This window comes from Caballeronia sp. SL2Y3, assembly GCF_022879575.1.
In the GTDB taxonomy this organism is placed as follows: domain Bacteria; phylum Pseudomonadota; class Gammaproteobacteria; order Burkholderiales; family Burkholderiaceae; genus Caballeronia.
This window is the reverse complement of sequence record NZ_CP084260.1, coordinates 989442-1010558: the sequence shown is the minus strand read 5'-3', so window position 1 is coordinate 1010558 and position 21117 is coordinate 989442. Positions and strand designations below refer to the sequence as shown.

Here is a 21117-nt window from a genome sequence, read left to right as displayed (position 1 = left end):
AATGGCGACGCGAGGCAAAACATCATGAGCCGCACTATTTCGAGCATCATTCCCGCCATGCGCACCGTCGAAGGCGGCGGATTCGTCGTGCATCGCCCGTTTCCGACCCGCCTTCTGATGGACTTCGATCCGTTTCTGTTGCTCGACGAGATGGGCCCGGTCGACTACGCGCCCGGCGAGGCGAAAGGCGCGCCGGATCACCCGCATCGCGGCTTCGAAACGGTGACGTACATGCTCGAAGGCGAGTTCGGCCACAAGGATTCGGCCGGACATTCCGGCACGCTGCGTCCGGGCGACGTGCAATGGATGACCGCCGGCGCGGGCGTCGTGCATAGCGAAATGCCGGGCGAAGCGTTCACGCAGCGCGGCGGGCGCGTGCACGGACTGCAACTGTGGGTGAATCTGCCCAAGCGCGACAAGATGATTGCGCCGCACTATCAGGAGATTCCGTCCGAGCGCATTCCCGTGGCGACGAGCGAGGACGGCAAGGTGCGCGTGAAGGTGATCGCGGGCGAAGCGCTCGGCGTGAAGGCCGCGATCCAAACGCGCACGCCCATCCTGTACAAGCACTTCTCGCTGCAACCGGGCGCGACCATCGAGCATCGCGTGCCGCGCGATTTTCGCCTCTTCGCGTACGGCCTCTCGGGCACTGCGCTCTACGGCCCGCAGCGCCAGCCGGTGCGCGCGCAGCAGATGATCATCTTCCGCGACGATGCCGATACGATCACGCTCGCGGCAGGAGACGAGCCCGCCGAAGTGCTGCTGCTCGGCGGCGTGCCGCTCAAGGAGCCGGTCGTGCGCTATGGCCCGTTCGTGATGAACACGGAAGACGAGATTCGCCAGGCCGTGACGGACTATCAGGCGGGACGCATGGGCGCGATCACGCACTGAGCGGGCGTATATCGCAGTGTTGAAATAATGCGGAACGGCGCGGCAAGAACGGGTACATTGCGTCACAATGACCGTTCGGCCGGCGCCGTTTCTTCGCGTCCGTCGGTCGTCACGCTGTTTGTTCGTCATCGATAAATCCGAGGAAACGCGCATGTCCGCTCCCGTCGTGACCGCCACCATCGGCAGCGCCGATTACGAAACCCGCCTCGAAGACGGCACGCATACGTGGTTCGCCGACGAGCCGGCCAGTCTCGGCGGCGCGGATTCGGCGCCGCAGCCTTCGTCGCTCCTGCTATCGAGCCTCGGCGCATGCACGTCCATCACGCTGCGCATGTACGCGAAGCGCAAGGGCTGGCCGCTCACGTCGCTGCGCGTCGAGCTGTCGATGAACACCACGGCGGACGGCACCGTGATCGACCGCCGCATTTCGCTCAACGGCCCGCTTGACGAAACGCAACGGGAACGTCTCTTGCAAATTGCCAATGCCTGCCCGATGCACAAGGTTCTCGTCGGTGCCATTCGCATCGACTCGGGGCTCGTTCCCGCCGAACCGGTGTGACCGGGCGTCACGAACGTCCAAGGAAACGTCGTCTTGAATTTTGAACACCTCATCCAGATTAACGATCCGACGAACCCGCTCGTCGACTCGCTGACGCGCGAGCAACTGTGGGAAGGCCTCGTGCTGCGCGCGGAACAGCCGCAGCTTTTCGTACTGGGCCTCGATAGCTGCGCGATCCTTTTCCGCGAGGGCGATGTGATGGAGCGCGAGCTGCACTACGGTCAGGCCGTGGTGCGAGACCGCGTGACGCTCGATCCGCACAACAGCGTGCGCTACGACATTCTGCCCACTGCCGAGCACGTCGGCGGCTCGCTCACGATGGCGATCGAGCAGCCCGACGCCATGCAGCTTTTCCTGCGCTTCACCTACAGCACGACGCTGCCCGAGAGCGAGAACTCGACGCCCGACGAACGGCAGACGCAGGAGATCGTGAAATCGGCATATCGCGAGTCGGATATCGACACGGTGCGGCTCATACGCCAGTACGCGCACGGGCGCACGGGCGAGAGTCCGCTGCACTGACGCATGATGGATGAAGCGCGGCTATCGGAAGCCGCGTTTTCATCGGAAAGCCTTAGTTGCAAATAGGAATGGTTATCATTTACTATGGACCTATCGAATCAACGACGGCACTTTCCGACCAACCCACGAACATGACCGACACGCCGCGATCCACCACGCTCAGGCTGCGCCGCCCGCTTGCTCGCGACGCGGCCATCACCCGCCCGAAGCCTCCGGCAGAAACCACGGAGCGCGTCTCGGCGAACGATGCCAACGGCGAACGGTCGCTGCGCAGCGACGCGCTGCTGCAAGGCCGCAGCCATGTCGCCATCGTGCATAACGGGGAAACGTATCAATTGCGCGCGACGCGTCTGGGCAAGCTCATCCTGACGAAGTAGCGCGAAAGAACAGCAGGACGTACCGGGTATTGTGGGGACCACCTCGCCAAGAGGTGTTTGGCCTTAGCCAGCAAGGACGACTTGCACGCGAGAATTTAGACCCCTTCGTGCAAACACCAGCCAGTCGTCGGTAGCCAGCGAAGCCGTTTTTTTGCCGCTCCAACGCTTGAACAAACGGCGCGATCTCTTGCGAGACCGCGCCGTTTTTCTATTTGCGGTCGGCCATGAATTCAGACGTTCTCGATTCCCAGCGCCGCGATACCCGCGCGCGCGATCTGCGCATCCTGATCCGACTTCACGCCCGAGACGCCGAGCGCCCCGACGATATCCGTGCCGACGAAAATCGGCACGCCGCCTTCGAGCATCGCCGTCATCGGCGCCGACAGGAACGCGGTGCGCCCTTGCTTGATCGTGTCTTCGTAGACCTTCGTCTCGCGGCGGCCGAGCACGGCCGTGCGCGCCTTGCCCGTCGCCATTTCCACCGTGCTCGCGCCCGCTCCTTCCAGCCGATGCAGATGCAGCAGATGCCCGCCGTCATCGACGATGGCGATGGTCACGTTCCACTTGTGATTCTTCGCGTGCGCCTCGGCGGCGGCGGCCATGGCCAACACGTCGTCGTCGGTCAGTGCGGGTTTGGTTCTCACTTGGCGCGCCTCCTGTGCTGGCTTTATCGGGAAAAGCCCCAGAACATCAGGTACCAGGCGCTGTCGACCACGGCCAGCGCCGCGATCAACCATATCATCGAAAGGAGCCGGGGACCAGGCGTCGACGCATAACGCCCGGTCACGCGCCACGCGAGCCATGCGCTCCACACATTCGCGATGGCCAGAAGCGCGAGCCGCAGATCCGCGACCCACCACAACGGCACGTGCTCGGCGCGCAGAAGCGAAACCGTCGTCGCCGAAAGACCGAGGAACACGCCGACGCCCGCAATCGGAATCAGCGCGAGCGTCAGATGATGCACCCGCGTCGCGTTCAGCTTCCCGAGCATGCGCGCGCCGATTGCAATGAGCGCGAGCAGCGTCGTGCCGTAGACCAGCGCCGTCGCGAGGATGTAGCCGACGACCATCGTGCCGTCCAGCCACGAAAAGACGTCGTTCTGCTCCGGATAATGCGTGAACAGGAACCACGGCGCGTTGGTGTCGAGCGGCCAGAGGATGTTGTGATCGATCAGCCAGCCCGCGAAGAACTGCTTCAGATCGACGAACCATGTGCTCACCGTCCAGTGGAACGCGCCGATGGCAATGCCGAGCAGGCCATAGAGAATCAGCGCCGTGTCCCACGGATTCGCCGCCTTGTCGCCGAGCTTCACGACTTCCTCGGCGGGCGAGCGCCACGTCAGCGCGATCGCATCGCGATGACCGCTGCAACGGCCGCACATGTGGCAGTCGGCTGCGCCCTTCATGTTGCGCAGCGGCACGAGCGGCGCGCAGTTGATCGGAATGACGCGGTGCCCGTGTTCGCCCTGCTTGTAAGAGCGGCGCCACGCGTCTTCGCTGACCTTGTAGTGGAACGGCGCGAGACGCGCGAGCAGCGAGAACACGCCGTTGACCGGGCACAGATACTTGCACCACACGCGCTTTTCGCGGCCGTACAGCAGGCCGATGACGATCGCCGCGACCGTCGAGCCGCCGAGCACGAGCAGCACCGCTTTCGGATATTGATAGACGCTGACCATCTGGCCGTAGATGGTCGTGAGTCCGAACGCGACGAACGGCCAGCCGCCCCAGCGCATCCAGTGCGGAATCGCGCGCCCGCGGCCGAAGCGGCTCGCGAACTCGGTCAGCGCGCCTTCGGGACACAGCACGCCGCACCACACGCGGCCGAGCATGACCATCGACAGCAGCACGAACGGCCACCAGATGCCCCAGAACACGAACTGCGCCGCAAGCGTCAGGTTGTTCCAGAGATGCGCGGAGCCGTCGGGCAGCGGCAGCACGGCCGGAACGATGATCAGAAACGCATACACGGCAACGACGACCCACTGAATTCCGCGGATCACGCTGCCGTGCCGTTGCATCCAGTGGCCGGCTTGCTGGAGCCGGCTCTGGCCTTGCGTATCGGGCTGCACGCTGTGTTGCATCGAGGAGCTCATGCGGGGCGTCCGGCCGCCTTCTGTTTCTGCGCCATCTGGCTATTCGAGCGGCGCAACAAGAGATAGATGACGATCCAGTACACCGCATACGCGACGATGTTCATGCCCGCCGGATGCGCGCGATACCCCGTGAGCGTCGCGACGAGCGAGCCGAACGTGCCGGAGTCGTCGAGGATCGCAGACGTCTTCCACATCTGATTGACGATGACCGGCAGCACTTCCATGTCGATCAGCTTGTCGACGCCCGTTTCGAAGAGACCCGCCGCGAGGAACAGCAGCATGATTTCGGTGACGCGGAAGAATGCGCGCCACGAGAACACCTTGCCGCCGAGCTGAAGCACGTAGAAGGTCAGCAGCGCGAGCCCGAATCCGATGATGATGGCCGCATACTGCGAAGCCGCGACGTGTCCGGATTGCCCGAAGCCGACGCCGTACAGGAACACGGCGGTTTCGCTGCCTTCACGCGCGATGGCGAGCGCCACAAGCAGCGCGATGCCCCACCAGTGGCCGTCCTGCGTGGTCTTTTGCAGCGACGTTTCCATGTCGCGCTTGAGCGTGCGGCCGTGGCGCTTCATCCACAGCACCATCTGCACGATCAACACGCACGCGACGAGCACCATCGCCGTCTGAAAGTAGTCTTGAGCATTGCCGGAGAGAACTTCGGTGAAGCCGATCAACGCTGCCCCGAGACCGACCGCCGCGAGCAACCCCGCCACGACGCCGAGCCACAGATAAGGCAGGCCGCGACGCGCCTGATGATCGCCGTTCTTGAGCCACGCGTACAGAATGCCGACGACGAGAAGCGCCTCGACGCTTTCCCGCCACACGATGAAAAGTACCTGCCCCATATCGAAACTCCCTGCCCGTTCTGCTGTATCGGCCGCGCGATGCCTATGCTGAAGCGCCGCGCGGCTCAATCATCACTTCGCGACGATCACGCCTTGCGCCGTCTGATGAAAATCGTCGAAGAACTTGTACTCGCCCGGATCGAGCGGCGCGATCACCACGAACGAATCCGCGCCCGGCGCCAGCACTTTCTCTTTGCGCAGCTGCACGCTTTCGAACTCGGCCGCGCCCTTGCCCACGTTATGCACTTCGATCTTGATGCGCTGTCCCGCCGGCACCTCGATGCGCGCCGGGTTCAGCTTGCCGTCGTTCATTTCCAGCTTGAACGTCGGCAGATCGGCCGCGCCCGCCGTGCCGGCCACCACGGACAACGCGAGCGCAACTGCCTTGATTTTCGAGCTCATTCTTTCTTCCCGAAGATGCTCGCGCCCGCCAGTCGATTGAACTCGGGCGCGCATTCAAGCAAACTGCTTAATAGCCGCCCTTCTTGCCGATGCCCGCGAACGGGAAGTCGTATTCCACCGTGAACGGCTTGAACCACGCGCCGACGCCCGTTTCCTTGTCGGTATGACGGCCGAACGCCATGTGGCCCGTCTCCGACGGCGGCGCGATATGCAGCTTCAGGTGATACTTGCCCGGCCCGAACAGCTTGACGTTGTCGCCGTAGTGCGGGCCGTCGCTCGCGACCATCGGCATCAGGTCGCCCTTGACCGTCTGCGTCGTGCCGACCTTGCTCAGTTCGTACGTGACGTTGAGGTACGGCATCCAGTCGCCTTCCGCGAAACCGGTCGGATTGTTCTTGACCGCGTGGATATCGGCTTCCAGATGGATGTCCGAGTCCGACGCCTTGCGCATCATGCCTTCCGGCGCCATCGTGATCGGCTGCAGGTAGACGGCCCCCGTTTCCATGCCGCCTTCGATGTGCTGCTTGCCGATCGGATATTCGGCAGCCGAGGCCGCCATCATCGCGGTGAGACCAGCGGCGGCGACGAGGCCGCGCGTCAACGTTGAAACCATCAAACACACTCCTTTCTTGTTATCGGTCGGCGCGTGCGGCGTTGCTTCGCGCTGCCTTGCCACGAGACGGCTGCATCGCGGTTTTCCGTCGCCCGACCGGGCTGCGGCGTAACGTTAATGCGAACCATTCTCAATGTTTGTCAGTTTAGCATCGTTTGATGCGGCGAACAATTTGGCGGAGCGAATGAGACCAATGCTCGTAAGGGTTTTCGGCTGTCGGGCGGCTTTCACGGACGGTCAAGAAAGTCACGAAAGGCGGCGAACTCCAGCCTCGCCGCCTTCCCGGGGCTCATTTGCCGCCGATTCCGCTCACATGATCGCCCACGTTCGCGCCGAACACGCGCTGACGCAGGAGCGCCAATTGGTCGCGGGTCTGCGCCGCCTTTTCGAATTCGAGGTTCTTGGCGTGATCCATCATCTGCTTTTCGAGGCGCTTGATTTCCTTCGCGATCTGCTTCTCGCTCATGTCCTCGAACTTGGCGCGCGCCTGCGCTTCCTTTAGCTCGGCGCGCGCTTCGTCGGCGCTGTAGACGCCGTCGATGATGTCCTTGATGCGCTTCTCGACGCCGCGCGGCGTGATGCCCATCGCCTGGTTATGCGCGATCTGCTTCGCGCGCCGCCGCTCGGTTTCGTCGATGGCGCGCTTCATCGAGTCGGTCATGTTGTCGGCATAGAGAATCGCCTTGCCGTTCACATTGCGCGCGGCGCGGCCGATGGTCTGAATGAGCGAACGCTCGGCGCGCAGGAAGCCTTCCTTGTCGGCGTCGAGAATCGCGACGAGCGACACTTCCGGGATATCCAGCCCTTCGCGCAGCAGGTTGATGCCGACGAGCACGTCGAACGTGCCGAGGCGCAAATCGCGGATGATCTCGACGCGCTCAACCGTATCGATGTCGCTATGCAGATAGCGCACCTTCACGCCGTGGTCGGAGAGGAATTCGGTGAGCTGTTCCGCCATGCGCTTGGTCAGCACGGTGACGAGCACGCGCTCCCCTGCAGCAACGCGCGCGTTGATTTCCGAGAGCACGTCGTCCACTTGCGAGCGCGCAGGCCTCACTTCGATTTCCGGATCGACGAGGCCCGTCGGTCGCACGAGCTGCTCGGCGACCTGCCCTGCCTTCTTCTGCTCGTAGTCGGCGGGCGTGGCCGAGACGAAGATCGCCTGACGCATCTTGCGCTCGAACTCGTTGAACTTGAGCGGCCGGTTATCGAGCGCGGACGGCATGCGAAAGCCGTAATCGACGAGATTCTCCTTGCGCGCGCGGTCGCCGTTGTACATGCCGTTCAACTGGCCGATCAGCACGTGCGATTCGTCCAGAAGCATCAGCGCATCGGGCGGCAAATAATCGACGAGCGTCGGCGGCGGCTCGCCGGGCGCGGCGCCCGAGAAGTGCCGCGAGTAGTTCTCGATGCCCTTGCAGAACCCCAGTTCCTGAAGCATTTCCAGGTCGAAACGCGTGCGCTGTTCGAGCCGCTGCGCCTCGACGAGCTTGCCCTCGCGGTGGAAGAACTCCAGCCGGTCGCGCAGTTCTTCCTTGATGGTCTCGATGGCGCGCATGACGGTGTCGCGCGGCGTCACGTAATGCGACGACGGATACACGGTGAAGCGCGGGATCTTGTTGCGCACGCGGCCGGTGAGCGGATCGAAGAGCTGCATGGCCTCGATCTCGTCGTCGAACAGCTCGACGCGCACCGCCATTTCGGCATGTTCCGCCGGAAAGATGTCGATGGTGTCGCCGCGCACGCGGAACGTGCCGCGCTGGAAGTCGGCTTCGTTGCGGTTGTACTGCATCGCGATCAGCCGCGCGATGATGTCGCGCTGGCCGAGCTTGTCGCCCGTGCGCAGCGTCAGAATCATCTTGTGGTACTCGGACGGATTGCCGATACCGTAGATCGCCGACACCGTCGCCACGATCACCACGTCACGCCGTTCCAGCAGGCTCTTGGTGGCCGAGAGCCGCATCTGCTCGATGTGCTCGTTGATCGACGAATCTTTCTCGATGAAAAGATCGCGCTGCGGCACGTACGCTTCCGGCTGGTAGTAGTCGTAGTACGAGACGAAGTACTCGACCGCGTTGCGCGGGAAGAACTCGCGGAACTCCGCGTAGAGCTGCGCGGCGAGCGTCTTGTTCGGCGCAAACACGATGGCCGGCCGGCCGAGCCGCGCGATCACGTTCGCCATCGTGAAGGTCTTGCCGGAGCCCGTGACGCCGAGCAGCGTCTGGAACGAGAGGCCGTCCTCGACGCCTTCGACGAGCGTCTCGATTGCGCCGGGCTGGTCGCCGGCGGGCGGATACGGTTGATAGAGCTGAAACGGCGAGCCGTCGAAGGTGACGAACTTCGACTCGTCCAGTGCGTCGGGCGCTTCGATGAGGGTATCGGACATGGGAAACGGAGTCTTCGCCGGGACAAACACTTATTCTAGCGGCTGCCGCAAAACTGGCGCTGCGCCCGGACGGGTGCGAAAAGGGGCGTCGGTATGACGCGCATGAGAATGCACATTGGGCCCGTCACGGCGATCTCAAGCGCTTTCTCCGCGCTGGCCGGGCGCCTTGCGACCCAACCGGTAAAAAGCACGCGCGTTCTCGCCACTGCGCGCCGAAAAAATGCGACGGATTCGATACAATGTGCGACTGGGCCGAACGGCACGCGAGCGTTGTTTGAACCGCGTACCGCATTCGTCACCCGCGCGCGAGCGCCCTCCGCTTTTGCCGCAGCCTGTCCTTTCCACACTGCCGATAGATCATGTCCCTTTTTTCTGCCGTCGAACTCGCCCCCCGCGACCCGATTCTGGGCCTCAACGAAGCCTTCAACGCCGATCCGCGCCCGACGAAAGTCAATCTGGGCGTCGGCGTGTACACGAATGAAGAAGGCAAGATTCCGCTGCTGCGCGCCGTGCGCGAGGCGGAAAAAGCTCGCGTCGAGGCTGCGTTGCCGCGTGGTTATCTGCCGATCGACGGCATCGCCGCCTATGACGCCGCCGTGCAGTCGCTGTTGCTCGGCAAGGACTCGCCGCTGGTCGCAGACGGCCGCGTCGTCACGGCGCAGGCGCTCGGCGGCACGGGCGCGCTGAAGATCGGCGCGGACTTTCTGAAGCGCATGAACCCGAACGCAATCGTCGCGATCAGCGATCCGAGCTGGGAAAACCATCGCGCGCTGTTCGAAGGCGCAGGGTTCGAGGTCGTCAACTATCCGTACTACGACGCCGCGACGCACGGCGTGAACTTCGAAGGCATGCTGGCCGCGCTCAACGGCTACGCGGCGGGCACGATCGTCGTGCTGCACGCGTGCTGCCATAACCCGACGGGCGTCGATCTGACCGACGCGCAGTGGGCGCAGGTCGTCGAAGTGGTGAAGGCACGCGATCTCGTGCCGTTCCTCGACATCGCGTATCAGGGTTTCGGCGAGAGCATCGAGGCGGATGCCGCCGCCGTGCGCCTCTTCGCCGCCGCCGGACTGAACGTGTTCGTGTCGTCGTCGTTCTCGAAGTCGTTCTCGCTGTATGGCGAGCGTGTCGGCGCGTTGAGCATCATCACCGCGAGCAAGGAAGAATCGACGCGCGTGCTGTCGCAACTCAAGCGTGTGATCCGCACCAACTATTCGAACCCGCCGACGCACGGCGGGTCGATTGTGGCAGCCGTGCTGGCATCGCCCGAACTGCGCGCGACGTGGGAGCAGGAACTCGGCGAAATGCGCGACCGCATTCGCGCGATGCGCAACGGCCTCGTGCAGCGTCTGAAGGCGGCGGGCGTGGACCGTGACTTCTCGTTCGTCGACAAGCAGCGCGGCATGTTCTCCTACTCGGGCCTGACCGCCGCTCAGGTCGACCGCCTGCGCGAAGAGTTCGGCATCTATGCGGTGAGCACGGGCCGAATCTGCGTGGCCGCGCTGAACACGCGCAATCTGGATGTCGTCGCGAACGCCGTGGCCAGTGTGCTGAAGTAAGTAGCCTTATCGCGCGATCGATGGAAACACAAATGGCGTCTTGCGAATGAAGGACGCCATTTTTTGTGCGCCGCGTAAGCGGCGAGAGCGGCCAGAGCGATCAGAGCGCGCGGGAGGCCGGGCCGACGGCGGGCGCCGCTTCGTCCGATTCGACGAGACCGTAGGAAATCGCGCGTGCCAACTCCGCGCTGACGCTGGCGACGCCCGGCTGCTTGTGACGGACGGCAGCGGACTCGCGCTCCTGCGCGTGCATGCAAACGGTCAGCGCGGCGATCAAGAGCACCGCGAGAGGCCAGTAAGTCGATATGTTCTTTCTCATGGGGACTACCTTCATTGGATGCCGGAGCGGGCAGATCGCCCACTTATCGACGCTACGAATGGTACGGAATCGTCCATCTCTTAAAAAGCCGGCTATGAGCGAAAGTCCGTTGCGCGAAGGACAACAAGCAAGGCGCCGGCCTGACGCTTTCCCGTACAAAAAAGTGCAACGGCCGTCATAAAACCTTACAAAGTTCATAGGGACATTGGCCTCAAGCTGATGTCTCATGAAACATGCTTGCAACGAAACGCTCAACGGTCATGAAAGTCGCTGGATTGCTTGTTTTCTCGTCTGCGCTGCTGCTCGGCGGCTGCGCAGCCTATCCCGATGGTCCCGCGTATGGCGGCTATCCGGCCCCGTACTACGGCGATCCGGGCTACGAAGCCTACGGATACGGCGGCCCGGTGGTGCAGCCGGGCGTCGTGGTTCAGGGCGGCTATTACGGCGGCGGCGGCTATTACCCGGGCCCCGGACGCTACTGGGACGACGGCCCCGGCTGGCGCCACGCCCCTCCGCGCGGATGGAACGACGGCGGTCGCCACCACGGCGGTCCGCCGCCGGGTCACGAGGGTCAGGCGGGCGGTCCGCCCCAGCACGGCGGGGGTGGCAATCCCCAGGCGGGAGGCGCACCGCACGGCGGCGGCGGCGGGCCGCTGCCGCAGGCAGTCGGCGGCGCGCGGCCACGGCCGCCACAGCCCGCCCCGGCGCCTGCGGGCGGCCACGGCGATCCCGCTCGTGGCGGAGTGGATCAACGCGGTTTTCTCGGGCGCACCGGCGGCTAGCGCGCACTGACAAGCGCGAAATCGAAAAGGCCGCGCCGGATCACGCGATCCGGCGCGGCCTTCCCTTTTTCGCGACGCGTCGACCGAATCAGCCGATGTGCGACCGCTGCGCCTTGTACAGTTCCCGGAACGTGCGGCCGACCGGCGCGGGCATATCGCGCGTCGCGGTCCACCCCGCGCCGAACGGCAAGCGCGAGATCGCCTTCCGGCTGCCGCCCGCGCGTTCCAGTACGCGCACCATCAGTTTGGTCAGCAGCGCATACGCAGCAGGCCGCATCGCCAGATAACCCCACGCCGCGAGCGCCGCGCGTTCGGTCCACGGACGCAGCCGCCGCTCCATCTGCTTTTCGCGCAGTTTGCGAAGCAGGTCCGAGATCGGAATGCCCACCGGGCACACGCTATTGCATTCGCCGCAGAGCGTCGCGGCTTGCGGCAGGTCCAGCGCCTTGTCGATTCCCACATACGCCGGCGTGAGCACCGAGCCCATCGGCCCGGGATACACCCAGCCGTACGCGTGTCCTCCGACCTTCTGATACACCGGGCAATGATTCATACACGCGCCGCAGCGAATGCAACGCAGCATCTCCTGGAAGTCGCCGCCGATCAGTCCCGTGCGTCCGCCGTCGACGAGCACGAAATACATATGCTCCGGCCCGTCCGTCTCGCCGGGCGCGCGCGGGCCGGTCAGCAGCGAGAAATAGTTCGAGATGGTCTGACCGGTCGCCGAACGCGGCAGCAGGCGCATGGCCGTGGCGAGATCTTCGAGCGTCGGCAGAATTTTTTCGATGCCCGTCACCGCGACGTGCACGCGCGGCATGACGGTACACATGCCCTCGTTGCCTTCGTTGGTCACGACGGCGACCGAACCCGTCTCCGCGATCAGAAAGTTGCCGCCCGTCACGCCCATGTCCGCGGTCATGAAATGCGGCCGCAAGACTTCGCGCGCCTCGCGCGTCATCGCGGGAATTTCGGTCAGGCGCGGCCTTCCGTGCGTCTTCGCGAACAGGTCTGCGATCTCGTCCTTATCCTTGTGCACGACCGGCGCGATGATGTGGCTCGGCGGCTCGTTGTCGTTGATCTGCAGGATATATTCGCCGAGATCCGTCTCGATGGACTGCACGCCCATCTCGCCGAGCACGCGGTTGAGCTGCATCTCCTCGGACACCATCGACTTCGTCTTGATGACCTTTTTCACGCCGTGCTCGCGTGCGATGTCGGCCACAAGACGCGCCGCGTCCGCCGTCGATTCGGCGTAAAGCACCGTCGCGCCGCGCCGTGTCGCCTCGCGCTCGAAGGTCTCGAGCCACACGTCGAGGTTCTCGAGCGCGCGATTGCGCCGTTCCTTGAGCGCCGCCCGCGTGGCGTCGAAGTCGATGTCGCGCACGGCGCTCGCCCGCGCGCTGACGAACTTGGTCGAGAGCTTGGTGAGATTGTGCTGAAGCCGTTCGTCGGCGAGCTTGCTGCCGGCGCGCGCCTTGAAGTGCATCGTCTGTACTTGCATGAGTGGCTCTCAGGTGAGGCGCTGCGCATCGCCGGCGAGCACCTGCGCGATATGCAGCACGCGCGTCGTGGTGTCGCCGGTGCGGCGCAGGCGGCCTTCGATGTTGAGCATGCAGCCGAGGTCGCCGAGCACGACGGCCTCCGCCCCGCTCGCCTTGATGTTGGCGCATTTCTCGTCGACGATTGCGGTCGAAATGTCGCCGTACTTCACCGCGAAGGTGCCGCCGAAGCCGCAGCAGTGCTCGCAGCCGGCCATCTCCTTCACCGGCACGCCGGCCTGCGCGAGCAGTTCGCGCGGTTGCGACTTCACGCCGAGTTCGCGCAAGCCCGAACAGGCATCGTGGTACGTGACGATGCCGTCGAAGACGCCCGGTTCCATGCGCGCTTTTGCGACCGTCACCAGAAAATCGGTCAGTTCGAATACGCGCGGCTGCAAGCGCGAATAGCGGTTCATGAGTTCGGGATCGTCGCGGAACAGGTCGCCGTAGTGCGCGCGGATCGTGCCGCCGCACGACCCCGACGGCACCACCACATAATCGAACTGCTCGAATTCGCGCAGGGTTTTTTCGGCCAGATCGCGGGCGAGGCGGCGGTCGCCCGAGTTGTATGCAGGCTGACCGCAGCACGTCTGCGCCGGCGGCACGCTGACCTCGAAGCCCGCGCGCTCGATCAGCTTGATGACGGAGAAACCGATCTCCGGCCGCATCATGTCGATGAGACACGTCACGAATAAACCGACCCGCATGGCGTTTCCTTGTTTGAGTTGATGCGAAAGCGCGGCGATTACCGCCGACGGTCGGCTGTTCCGGAATGCGCCGTCTTTTCACATTATGAGATACAATCGATCTTCCGCTGTTTGACGCATCAACCGATTCAGACGATGAGCGATACGAACCCGGAATCAAAAACGTCCATTCAGGTCATCGAGCGCATGATGAGCCTCCTGGACGCCCTCGCCGATCATACCGATCCGGTCAGCCTGAAGGAACTCTCGCACAACACGGGGCTGCACCCATCCACCGCGCACCGCATCCTGAACGACATGGTGCTGTGCCGGCTGGTCGACCGCTCCGATCCCGGCACGTACCGGCTCGGCATGCGCCTGCTCGAACTCGGCAATCTCGTGAAAGCGCGGCTTTCCGTGCGCGAAGCGGCCATGTCGCCGATGCGCGAGCTGCACCGCCAGACCGGGCAGACTGTGAATCTCTCCGTCCGTCAGGGCGATGAGATCGTGTATATCGAGCGCGCGTATTCGGAGCGTTCGGGCATGCAGGTGGTTCGCGCGATCGGCGGGCGCGCGCCGCTGCATCTGACGTCGGTCGGCAAGCTTTTTCTCGCCGCCGACGAAGCCGCCCGCGTGCGCGCTTACGCCATGCGCACCGGCCTGTCGGGGCACACGCAGAACAGCATCACGGATTTGGCCAAACTGGAGCGCGAGTTGTCGTTCGTGCGTCAGCAATCGTGCGCGCGCGACAACGAAGAACTCGAACTGGGCGTGCGCTGCATCGCGGCAGGCATCTATGACGACACCGGACGGCTCGTCGCGGGTTTGTCGCTGTCCGCGCCGGCCGACCGGCTTCAGGACGCCTGGCTCAAGCAACTGAGCCATACCGCGCTGGAAATTTCGCGGTCGCTCGGCTATCAGGAGCAACAGCCGGGCGAGGCCCATCAGCCGCAGCGTTGATCGCGCGATCAAACGGAAAAGCCGGATTCGTCTCTCGACAAATCCGGCTTTTTATTTGGCCGCTGACTGCGGTGACCGCTAACTTTGCTTACGCGATCACGGGTTCGCGCCGCCACCCATGTCCGCGCTCATGATGCGCGGCTCGCCGAGCGTGTCGAGATACGTGCGCAGACGCGTTGCATCGGCAAAACGCGAGTACTTCCCGTACGAATCGAGCAGCACCATGATGACGGGACGTCCGTGCACGTTCGCCTGCATCACGAGACATTCGCCCGCTTCGTTGATGAAGCCCGTCTTCTGCAAGCCGATATCCCACGACGCGTTGCGCACCAGCGCGTTGGTGCTGTTGTACGCGAGCGTGCGCTTGCCGGTGAAGACGTCGTAGCTACGGTCCGTGGAAAACTTGCGGATCAGCGGATACTGGTAGGCCGCGTTCACCATCTTGACGAGGTCACGCGCGCTCGACACGTTGAGGCTCGTGAGGCCGGTGGAATTCTCGAAGTGCGTGTCGGTCATGCCGAGCGCCTTTGCCTTCGCGTTCATCGCCGCGATGAACGCCGGACGCCCGCCGGGGTAATAGCGCGACAGCGCGGCCGCAGCGCGGTTTTCAGACGCCATCAGCGCGATGTGCAGCATGTCTTCGCGATTCAGCACCGAGCCGACGGAAAGCCGCGAGCCCGTGTACTTCTCGTAATCGCGGTCTTCGTCCGTCACCGCGATTTCATCGGTGAGCGGCAAGTGCGAATCGAGCACGACCATGGCGGTCATCAGCTTCGTGATCGACGCGATGGGCACAACGGCGCGCGAGTTCTTGTCGAAAAGCGTCTCGGACGTGTCCTGATCGACGACGTAGGCCACGCTCGAACGCAGCGCGAGACTATCCGCCGTGTCATGCAGACCGAACGCCTGGCCGACCGACGTGGCGCGCGGCTGATACGCCACCGCATGCACGGCAGACCGGCGCGCGTGCGGGTCCATCCGGTAGTTCACGCGATGCTTGCGCGAGACCTTCGGCGCGTCGTCGTCATCGCCAGCTGCGGCGACTTTCGCGGCGCGTGCCGACTTGCCCGCCTTCGCGACGCGAGCGCGGCCGGCGGTCTTTTCTTCGGTAGCGGACTTCTTGTGATGCGTGGCGGTGGCAGTTTTGGCGAGGGCTTCAGCCGGAGCCGCTGCAAACGATGTCGCTACAGCCAGTGATACGGCAAAAGACAAAGCTGAGCGCAATGCCACGCCGTGCACCACCTTTAGCGACGAAAACATTTCGGTTTTCATTAGTGTTCTGTTGGGCGGCTGAGGTACCGCCAAGTGTAGTGAAGCTGCGAAATTTAAGCAATATTAAGCACTTATCGACGCTCGTTAAACTGAGTTGTAAGCGTTGATTGCTTGTTTCTGAATAATTTCCAGTAGCGATCGGCAAAAACGATCGCTTTCTGCAGACCGAAGGCCGCTGAGAACGCGCTTTTGTACGACACGACTGACGCGCTATCGGCAAATTTTCCTGAAACTTGAGTGCTGAACGATGAACGGACCAACTCGCTCTCGAACTGGCCGCGATGCTGCGGAGCATCGGGGTGCGTCGGATCAACAGTCGAAATGTTAACGGTTCTTTAACAATTTGGTGTACGGCGACATCCTAAAAATAGGACGGATGCACGAATCGTCTGATCTGCCGCAGTGCGAGGCTCGCACCGGCGTCGGTCACCCACCGCCAGAAGCGTTCCCATACGGTGCAACGGGCGCTGTCCAGCAGTGCCGGTTGGCTTGCCAGCGTCGATTACTTAAGTCCATGATTCACAACGCCTTCGCAACGATTGTGCAATGCACAAAAACTGCTTGACATCACTAAGAATATCTCTAAAATGGGCTTCATGTTGCGACGCACCAATAGAAGTAGCACCAACTAGCAGCGCCTCGCTGCATCAACCAAGCCACGACCCGCCATGATGGGTCGGCAATCAGGAGCCTGAGATGACCCTACTGACCCCCGAACAAATTGCCGCTGCACAGAAAGCCAACTTCGACACGCTGTTCGGTCTGACGAACAAAGCGTTCGAAGGCGTGGAAAAGCTCGTCGAACTGAACCTGCAAGTCGTCAAGTCGACGCTCGCCGAAGGCCAGGAAAACGCCCAGCGCGCGCTGTCCGTGAAGGACGCGCAAGAACTGCTCGCGCTGCAAGCCAGCCTGACGCAGCCGGTCGCCGAGAAGGTGCTGTCGTACGGCCGTCACCTGTATGAAATCGCGTCGGCCACGCAAGCCGAGTTCGCCCGTGTTGCCGAAACGCAATACGAAGAGCAGAACCGCAAGGTGCAGGCACTCGTCGACAACGTCGCGAAGAACGCGCCCGCCGGTTCGGAAACCGCCGTCGCCGTGATGAAGTCGGCCATCACCGCCGCCAACACGACGTACGAAACGGTTCACAAGGCAACGAAGCAAGCTGTCGAGATCGCCGAGAGCAACTTCAACGCAGCCGCCACGGCCGCGACGAAGGCTGCCACGCAAGCGACGGAACAAGCTGCCCGCGCTGCAAAGCGCCCGACGGTCGCCTAAGTTCGAACGACTGTTCGTGCTGTAAGCGTTGTACGAGAAACCCGGCTGCGGCCGGGTTTTTCTTTGCACCGACGACTCGTCGCGCCAAATAAAAAGGCGCGTTCCCGCCAAGGGAACGCGCCTTTCTCACATCTGACCACCGACTGCCTTACTTCTTGCGCTGCGGCGGCAGGTCCGTACAGACGCCCTCGTAAAGCTCGGCCGCCATGCCGATCGACTCGCCGAGCGTCGGGTGCGGGTGAATCGTGCGGCCGATATCGGTCGCATCCGCGCCCATTTCGATCGCGAGGCATACTTCGCTGATCAGATCGCCCGCGTTCAGGCCGACGATGCCGCCGCCGATCACGCGATGCGTTTCTTCGTCGAAGATCAGCTTGGTGAAGCCCTCGTCGCGGCCATTGGCGATCGCGCGGCCCGACGCGGCCCACGGGAACACCGCTTTGCCGTACTTGATGCCTTCGGCCTTGCACTGGTCCTCTGTCTTGCCCGCCCACGCGACTTCCGGATCGGTGTAGGCCACCGACGGAATCTGCATCGCGTCGAAGTACGCCTTCTCGCCGCGCGCCGCTTCCGCCGCGACGTGGCCTTCGTGCGCGGCCTTGTGCGCGAGCATCGGCTGGCCGACCAGATCGCCGATCGCGAAGATGTGCTCGACGTTCGTGCGCATCTGCTTGTCGACGTTGATGAAGCCGCGCTCCGTCACCGCGACGCCCGCCTTGTCCGCGCCGATCTTGCCGCCGTTCGGCGTGCGGCCGACCGACAACAGCACGAGGTCGTAGCGTTGCGGCTCCGCCGGCGCCTTCTCGCCTTCGAAGGTCACGTAGATGCCGTCTTCCTTCGCTTCGGCCTTCGTGGTCTTCGTCTTCAGCATGACGTTGGCGAAACGCTTGGCGTTGAACTTCTCCCACACCTTCACGAGATCGCGGTCCGCGCCCATCATCAGGCCGTCGAGCATTTCGACGACATCGATCTGTGCGCCGAGCGTCGAATAGACCGTCGCCATCTCCAGACCGATGATGCCGCCGCCCACCACCAGCATGCGCTTGGGCAACTGACGCAGTTCGAGCGCGCCGGTGGAATCGACGACGCGCGGGTCATCCGGGAAGAACGGCAGCTTCACCGCCTGCGAGCCCGCCGCGATGATCGCCTTCTGGAACTTGACGACCTTCTTGCCATCCGCGCCCTGCACTTCCATGTGATGCGGATCGACGAAGGTGCCGACGCCCGTCACCACCTGCACCTTGCGCGCCTTCGCCATGCCCGCGAGGCCGCCCGTCAGCTTCTTGACGACGCCTTCCTTGAAACCGCGCAGCTTGTCGAGGTCGATGGTCGGCTTGCCGAAGGTGATGCCGTGTTCCGCGAGCTCATGCGTTTCATCCATGACGAGCGCGGTGTGCAGCAGCGCCTTCGACGGAATGCAGCCGACGTTCAGACACACGCCGCCGAGCGTCGAATAACGTTCGACGAGCACGGTCTTCATGCCGAGATCGGCGGAGCGGAACGCCGCCGAGTAGCCGCCGGGGCCGGCGCCGAGCACGAGCATCTCGCATTCGACATCCGCCGAGCCGGAATAGCTGCCCGCTTGCGGCGCGGGCGCGGCGGTTGCCTTCTCGGCGGGTTGCGGCGCGGCGGCCGCCGGGTTCGTCGGCACATAGGTCGTGCCGCCGCCCTGGCCTTCGAGCGTCAGGATCAGCGTGCCTTCCGACACGTTATCGCCGACCTTCACCTTCAGTTCCTTGACGGTGCCGGCTGCGGGCGAAGGCACGTCCATCGTCGCCTTGTCGGATTCCAGCGTGATGAGCGACTGTTCCTTCTCGACCGTATCGCCCGGCTTCACGTGGACTTCGATGATCGGAATGTCCGTGAAGTCGCCGATATCCGGCACCTTCACCTCCTGCGTGCCGCCGCCCGAAGCAGCAGGCGCAGCGGGAGCGGGCCGGGCCGTCGATGCTTCCTTCGGCGCGCCGCCGGCCGGCGCGCCCGACCCGGCCGCCGCGCCTTCGGTTTCGACCATCGCGATGACCGAGCCTTGCGAAACCTTGTCGCCCTGCTTGACCTTCACTTCCTTGATGGTGCCTGCCACGTCGGCGGGCACTTCCATCGTCGCCTTGTCGGTTTCGAGCGTGATGACGCCCTGTTCCTTTTCGATGACGTCGCCGGGCTGAATATTGACTTCGATGACATCGACATCGGAGAAGTCGCCGATGTCGGGTACTTTTAGTTCGACGAGACTCATGGTGTCCCCTAAGAGAAGAGCGGATGGAACCGGCACGCGCATCGCGGCGCGCGCGGTTCCGCCGTCGGCTGGGCCGCGCGTTCGGACGGACAAGCCCGGACGCGCGCCACGATCAAAGAATCACGCGACGGAAATCCGCCAGAATCGCCGACAGATAAGCGTTGAAGCGCGCGGCCTCCGCGCCGTCGATCACGCGATGGTCGTACGACAGCGAGAGCGGCAGCGTGAGACGCGGCACGAACTGCTTGCCGTCCCACACCGGCTTTTGCTGGCCGCGCGACAACCCGAGGATCGCCACTTCCGGCGCGTTGATGATCGGCGTGAAGTGCGTGCCGCCGATGCCGCCCAGCGACGAGATCGAGAAGCAGCCGCCCTGCATCTGGTCCGGCTTCAGCTTGCCTTCGCGCGCGAGCTTCGACAGCTCGGCCATTTCCTTCGCGATATCGACGAGGCCCTTCTTGTCCGCATCGCGGATCACGGGAACGACGAGGCCGTTCGGCGTGTCGGCCGCGAAACCGATGTGGTAGTACTTCTTGAAGACGAGGTTGTCGCCGTCGAGGCTCGCGTTGAAGGTCGGGAACTTCTTCAGCGCCGCGACCACGGCCTTGATGACGAACGCGAGCATCGTGAACTTCACGCCCGCTTTCTCGTGTTCCTTGTTCAGCTTGACGCGCAGCTCTTCCAGCTCGGTGATGTCCGCTTCGTCGTTGTTCGTGACATGCGGGATCATGACCCAGTTGCGATGCAGGTTCGCGCCCGAAATCTTCTTGATGCGCGAAAGCGGTTTCGGATCGACCGGACCGAACTTCGCGAAATCGACCTTCGGCCACGGCAGCAGCCGCAACTCGCCGCCGCCACCGCCCGCCGGCGCGGCTGCCGCGGCGGGCGCCTTGGCCTGCCCCGTCATCACGCCCTTTACGAATGCGGTGACGTCCTGCTGCGTGATGCGTCCCTTCGGACCGGTGCCGTTCACGCGCGTCACGTCCACGCCCAACTCACGCGCGAACTTGCGCACCGAAGGCGAAGCGTGGCTCGACGTGCGCGTGCCGTCGCCGGCCGGGATCACGGGCGCTTGCGCGAGCGCGGACGGCGCTTCCTTCGCGGGCGCGGGCTTCGCGGGCGCATCCGGCGGCGCTGCGGTGGGCGACGGCGCTTCCTGCTTCGGCGCTGCTGCCGCTGGCGCTGCGGCAGCACCGCCTTCGCCGCCTTCGAGCACGAGAATCAGCGATCCTTCGGACACCGTATCGCCGATCTTCACCTTCAGTTCCTTGACCGTGCCCGCAGCCGGGCTCGGCACGTCCATCGTCGCCTTGTCGGATTCGAGCGTGACGAGCGACTGTTCCTTCTCGACCTTGTCCCCGACCTTGACGGCGATCTCGATGATCGGAATGTCCGTGAAGTCGCCGATATCCGGCACCTTCACTTCCACCGAGCCGCCGCCGCCCGAAGCCTGCGCGGGCTGCGAGTGCGTCTGCGTTTGTGCGGGCGCTTCTTCTTTCGCGGGCGCGGCAGGCGCAGCCGCCGCAGCGTTCGCGCCGCCTTCCAGCACGACGATGAGCGTGCCTTCGGAGACGTTGTCGCCCACCTTGACCTTCACTTCCTTCACGGTGCCCGCCGACGAACTGGGCACGTCCATCGTGGCCTTGTCGGATTCCAGCGTGACGAGGGATTGTTCCTGCTCAACGACATCGCCCGGCTTGACCAGCACCTCGATCACGGGAATGTCCTTGAAATCGCCGATGTCCGGCACTTTGACTTCGATCGCTTGACTCATTATTAGTGTCTCCTGGGTTGCAC

General features: G+C 63.8%; 20 protein-coding genes and 1 pseudogene. 8 read left to right on the top strand and 13 right to left on the bottom strand.

Going from position 1 to position 21117, the window contains the following annotated elements; all coding sequences use genetic code 11:
* The first annotated feature begins 24 nt into the window (after positions 1-24).
* From LDZ26_RS04690 to hemP, 4 genes are all read left to right on the top strand, one after another.
* Complete coding sequence (locus LDZ26_RS04690) at positions 25-891, top strand: pirin family protein (RefSeq protein WP_244848377.1); 867 nt, start codon at positions 25-27, stop codon at positions 889-891.
* Positions 892-1042: 151 nt separating this feature from the next.
* The gene (locus tag LDZ26_RS04685) at positions 1043-1450 is read left to right on the top strand and encodes an OsmC family protein (RefSeq protein WP_244848376.1); all 408 of its coding nucleotides are present in this window, start codon (positions 1043-1045) and stop codon (positions 1448-1450) included.
* Between the two features lie 33 nt (positions 1451-1483).
* A complete protein-coding gene (locus LDZ26_RS04680) occupies positions 1484-1972 on the top strand; it encodes an SRPBCC family protein (protein ID WP_244848375.1) in 489 nt (162 codons plus the stop codon).
* A gap of 131 nt (positions 1973-2103) precedes the next feature.
* Positions 2104-2349 carry a hemin uptake protein HemP gene (hemP, locus tag LDZ26_RS04675; protein ID WP_244848374.1) on the top strand — a complete coding sequence of 82 codons (246 nt, stop codon included), beginning with the start codon at positions 2104-2106 and terminating at the stop codon, positions 2347-2349.
* A 230-nt stretch (positions 2350-2579) separates the two neighbouring features.
* Here hemP and LDZ26_RS04670 read toward each other — a convergent pair whose 3' ends face one another.
* From LDZ26_RS04670 to uvrB, 6 genes are all read right to left on the bottom strand, one after another.
* Entirely contained in the window at positions 2580-2993 is a 414-nt protein-coding gene (locus LDZ26_RS04670) for a heme-binding protein (RefSeq protein ID WP_244848373.1), read from the bottom strand.
* Between the two features lie 23 nt (positions 2994-3016).
* Positions 3017-4369, bottom strand: a complete 1353-nt coding sequence (locus LDZ26_RS04665) for a 4Fe-4S binding protein (protein ID WP_244848956.1) — start codon at positions 4367-4369, stop codon at positions 3017-3019.
* A gap of 71 nt (positions 4370-4440) precedes the next feature.
* Entirely contained in the window at positions 4441-5292 is an 852-nt protein-coding gene (locus LDZ26_RS04660) for an FTR1 family protein (protein WP_244848372.1), read from the bottom strand.
* 72 nt (positions 5293-5364) lie between these two features.
* On the bottom strand, positions 5365-5694 hold the full coding sequence (locus tag LDZ26_RS04655) for a cupredoxin domain-containing protein (protein ID WP_244848371.1): 330 nt from the start codon (positions 5692-5694) through the stop codon (positions 5365-5367).
* A gap of 67 nt (positions 5695-5761) precedes the next feature.
* Positions 5762-6307, bottom strand: coding sequence for an iron transporter (locus LDZ26_RS04650; RefSeq protein WP_370650646.1), 546 nt, complete (start codon positions 6305-6307; stop codon positions 5762-5764).
* Positions 6308-6596: 289 nt separating this feature from the next.
* Entirely contained in the window at positions 6597-8693 is a 2097-nt protein-coding gene (gene uvrB, locus LDZ26_RS04645; protein WP_244848369.1) for an excinuclease ABC subunit UvrB, read from the bottom strand.
* Between the two features lie 359 nt (positions 8694-9052).
* Between uvrB and LDZ26_RS04640 the strand changes: the two genes are divergently transcribed.
* Positions 9053-10252 (top strand): amino acid aminotransferase, encoded by a 1200-nt coding sequence (locus tag LDZ26_RS04640; protein ID WP_244848368.1) that lies wholly within the window; start codon positions 9053-9055, stop codon positions 10250-10252.
* A gap of 100 nt (positions 10253-10352) precedes the next feature.
* Here the strand turns inward: LDZ26_RS04640 and LDZ26_RS04635 are convergent, their stop codons facing one another.
* The gene (locus tag LDZ26_RS04635) at positions 10353-10571 is read right to left on the bottom strand and encodes a hypothetical protein (protein ID WP_244848367.1); all 219 of its coding nucleotides are present in this window, start codon (positions 10569-10571) and stop codon (positions 10353-10355) included.
* Positions 10572-10831: 260 nt separating this feature from the next.
* Between LDZ26_RS04635 and LDZ26_RS04630 the strand changes: the two genes are divergently transcribed.
* On the top strand, positions 10832-11353 hold the full coding sequence (locus LDZ26_RS04630) for a hypothetical protein (protein ID WP_244848366.1): 522 nt from the start codon (positions 10832-10834) through the stop codon (positions 11351-11353).
* Between the two features lie 88 nt (positions 11354-11441).
* On the opposite strand, the gene LDZ26_RS04625 is transcribed toward LDZ26_RS04630, so the two are convergent.
* Both LDZ26_RS04625 and LDZ26_RS04620 read right to left on the bottom strand, forming a co-directional pair.
* Positions 11442-12854 (bottom strand): lactate utilization protein B, encoded by a 1413-nt coding sequence (locus LDZ26_RS04625; RefSeq protein ID WP_244848365.1) that lies wholly within the window; start codon positions 12852-12854, stop codon positions 11442-11444.
* A 9-nt stretch (positions 12855-12863) separates the two neighbouring features.
* Positions 12864-13598, bottom strand: a complete 735-nt coding sequence (locus tag LDZ26_RS04620; RefSeq protein ID WP_175939994.1) for a (Fe-S)-binding protein — start codon at positions 13596-13598, stop codon at positions 12864-12866.
* A 135-nt stretch (positions 13599-13733) separates the two neighbouring features.
* Here LDZ26_RS04620 and LDZ26_RS04615 point away from each other — a divergent pair, with 135 nt between their 5' ends.
* Positions 13734-14537: an IclR family transcriptional regulator gene (locus LDZ26_RS04615; RefSeq protein WP_244848364.1), complete on the top strand. Its 804-nt coding sequence runs from the start codon at positions 13734-13736 to the stop codon at positions 14535-14537.
* Positions 14538-14633: 96 nt separating this feature from the next.
* Here LDZ26_RS04615 and pbpG read toward each other — a convergent pair whose 3' ends face one another.
* On the bottom strand, positions 14634-15809 hold the full coding sequence (gene pbpG, locus LDZ26_RS04610; protein WP_244848363.1) for a D-alanyl-D-alanine endopeptidase: 1176 nt from the start codon (positions 15807-15809) through the stop codon (positions 14634-14636).
* 696 nt (positions 15810-16505) lie between these two features.
* On the opposite strand from pbpG, the gene LDZ26_RS04605 reads away from it, so the two are divergent.
* Complete coding sequence (locus LDZ26_RS04605) at positions 16506-17084, top strand: phasin family protein (RefSeq protein WP_244848362.1); 579 nt, start codon at positions 16506-16508, stop codon at positions 17082-17084.
* Between the two features lie 148 nt (positions 17085-17232).
* On the opposite strand, the gene lpdA is transcribed toward LDZ26_RS04605, so the two are convergent.
* The 3 genes and pseudogenes from lpdA to aceF form a co-directional block, all read right to left on the bottom strand.
* Entirely contained in the window at positions 17233-18975 is a 1743-nt protein-coding gene (gene lpdA / locus LDZ26_RS04600; protein ID WP_370650665.1) for a dihydrolipoyl dehydrogenase, read from the bottom strand.
* Positions 18976-19101: 126 nt separating this feature from the next.
* A pseudogene (locus LDZ26_RS25630) lies at positions 19102-19320 on the bottom strand (biotin/lipoyl-containing protein); the annotation flags it as partial.
* Positions 19321-19432: 112 nt separating this feature from the next.
* Positions 19433-21094, bottom strand: coding sequence for a dihydrolipoyllysine-residue acetyltransferase (aceF, locus tag LDZ26_RS04595; protein WP_244848360.1), 1662 nt, complete (start codon positions 21092-21094; stop codon positions 19433-19435).
* Between the last annotated feature and the right edge of the window lie 23 nt (positions 21095-21117).

Bases quoted from the DNA above. Each gene is read 5' to 3' on its own strand.
- LDZ26_RS04690 (WP_244848377.1), top strand. From the start codon at position 25: ATGAGCCGCACTATTTCGAGCATCATTCCCGCCATGCGCACCGTCGAA.
- LDZ26_RS04685 (WP_244848376.1), top strand. From the start codon at position 1,043: ATGTCCGCTCCCGTCGTGACCGCCACCATCGGCAGCGCCGATTACGAA.
- hemP (WP_244848374.1), top strand. From the start codon at position 2,104: ATGACCGACACGCCGCGATCCACCACGCTCAGGCTGCGCCGCCCGCTT.
- LDZ26_RS04665 (WP_244848956.1), bottom strand. From the start codon at position 4,369: ATGCAACGGCACGGCAGCGTGATCCGCGGAATTCAGTGGGTCGTCGTT.
- LDZ26_RS04660 (WP_244848372.1), bottom strand. From the start codon at position 5,292: ATGGGGCAGGTACTTTTCATCGTGTGGCGGGAAAGCGTCGAGGCGCTT.
- LDZ26_RS04655 (WP_244848371.1), bottom strand. From the start codon at position 5,694: ATGAGCTCGAAAATCAAGGCAGTTGCGCTCGCGTTGTCCGTGGTGGCC.
- LDZ26_RS04650 (WP_370650646.1), bottom strand. From the start codon at position 6,307: ATGGTTTCAACGTTGACGCGCGGCCTCGTCGCCGCCGCTGGTCTCACC.
- uvrB (WP_244848369.1), bottom strand. From the start codon at position 8,693: ATGTCCGATACCCTCATCGAAGCGCCCGACGCACTGGACGAGTCGAAG.
- LDZ26_RS04640 (WP_244848368.1), top strand. From the start codon at position 9,053: ATGTCCCTTTTTTCTGCCGTCGAACTCGCCCCCCGCGACCCGATTCTG.
- LDZ26_RS04635 (WP_244848367.1), bottom strand. From the start codon at position 10,571: ATGAGAAAGAACATATCGACTTACTGGCCTCTCGCGGTGCTCTTGATC.
- LDZ26_RS04630 (WP_244848366.1), top strand. From the start codon at position 10,832: ATGAAAGTCGCTGGATTGCTTGTTTTCTCGTCTGCGCTGCTGCTCGGC.
- LDZ26_RS04625 (WP_244848365.1), bottom strand. From the start codon at position 12,854: ATGCAAGTACAGACGATGCACTTCAAGGCGCGCGCCGGCAGCAAGCTC.
- LDZ26_RS04620 (WP_175939994.1), bottom strand. From the start codon at position 13,598: ATGCGGGTCGGTTTATTCGTGACGTGTCTCATCGACATGATGCGGCCG.
- LDZ26_RS04615 (WP_244848364.1), top strand. From the start codon at position 13,734: ATGAGCGATACGAACCCGGAATCAAAAACGTCCATTCAGGTCATCGAG.
- pbpG (WP_244848363.1), bottom strand. From the start codon at position 15,809: ATGAAAACCGAAATGTTTTCGTCGCTAAAGGTGGTGCACGGCGTGGCA.
- LDZ26_RS04605 (WP_244848362.1), top strand. From the start codon at position 16,506: ATGACCCTACTGACCCCCGAACAAATTGCCGCTGCACAGAAAGCCAAC.
- aceF (WP_244848360.1), bottom strand. From the start codon at position 21,094: ATGAGTCAAGCGATCGAAGTCAAAGTGCCGGACATCGGCGATTTCAAG.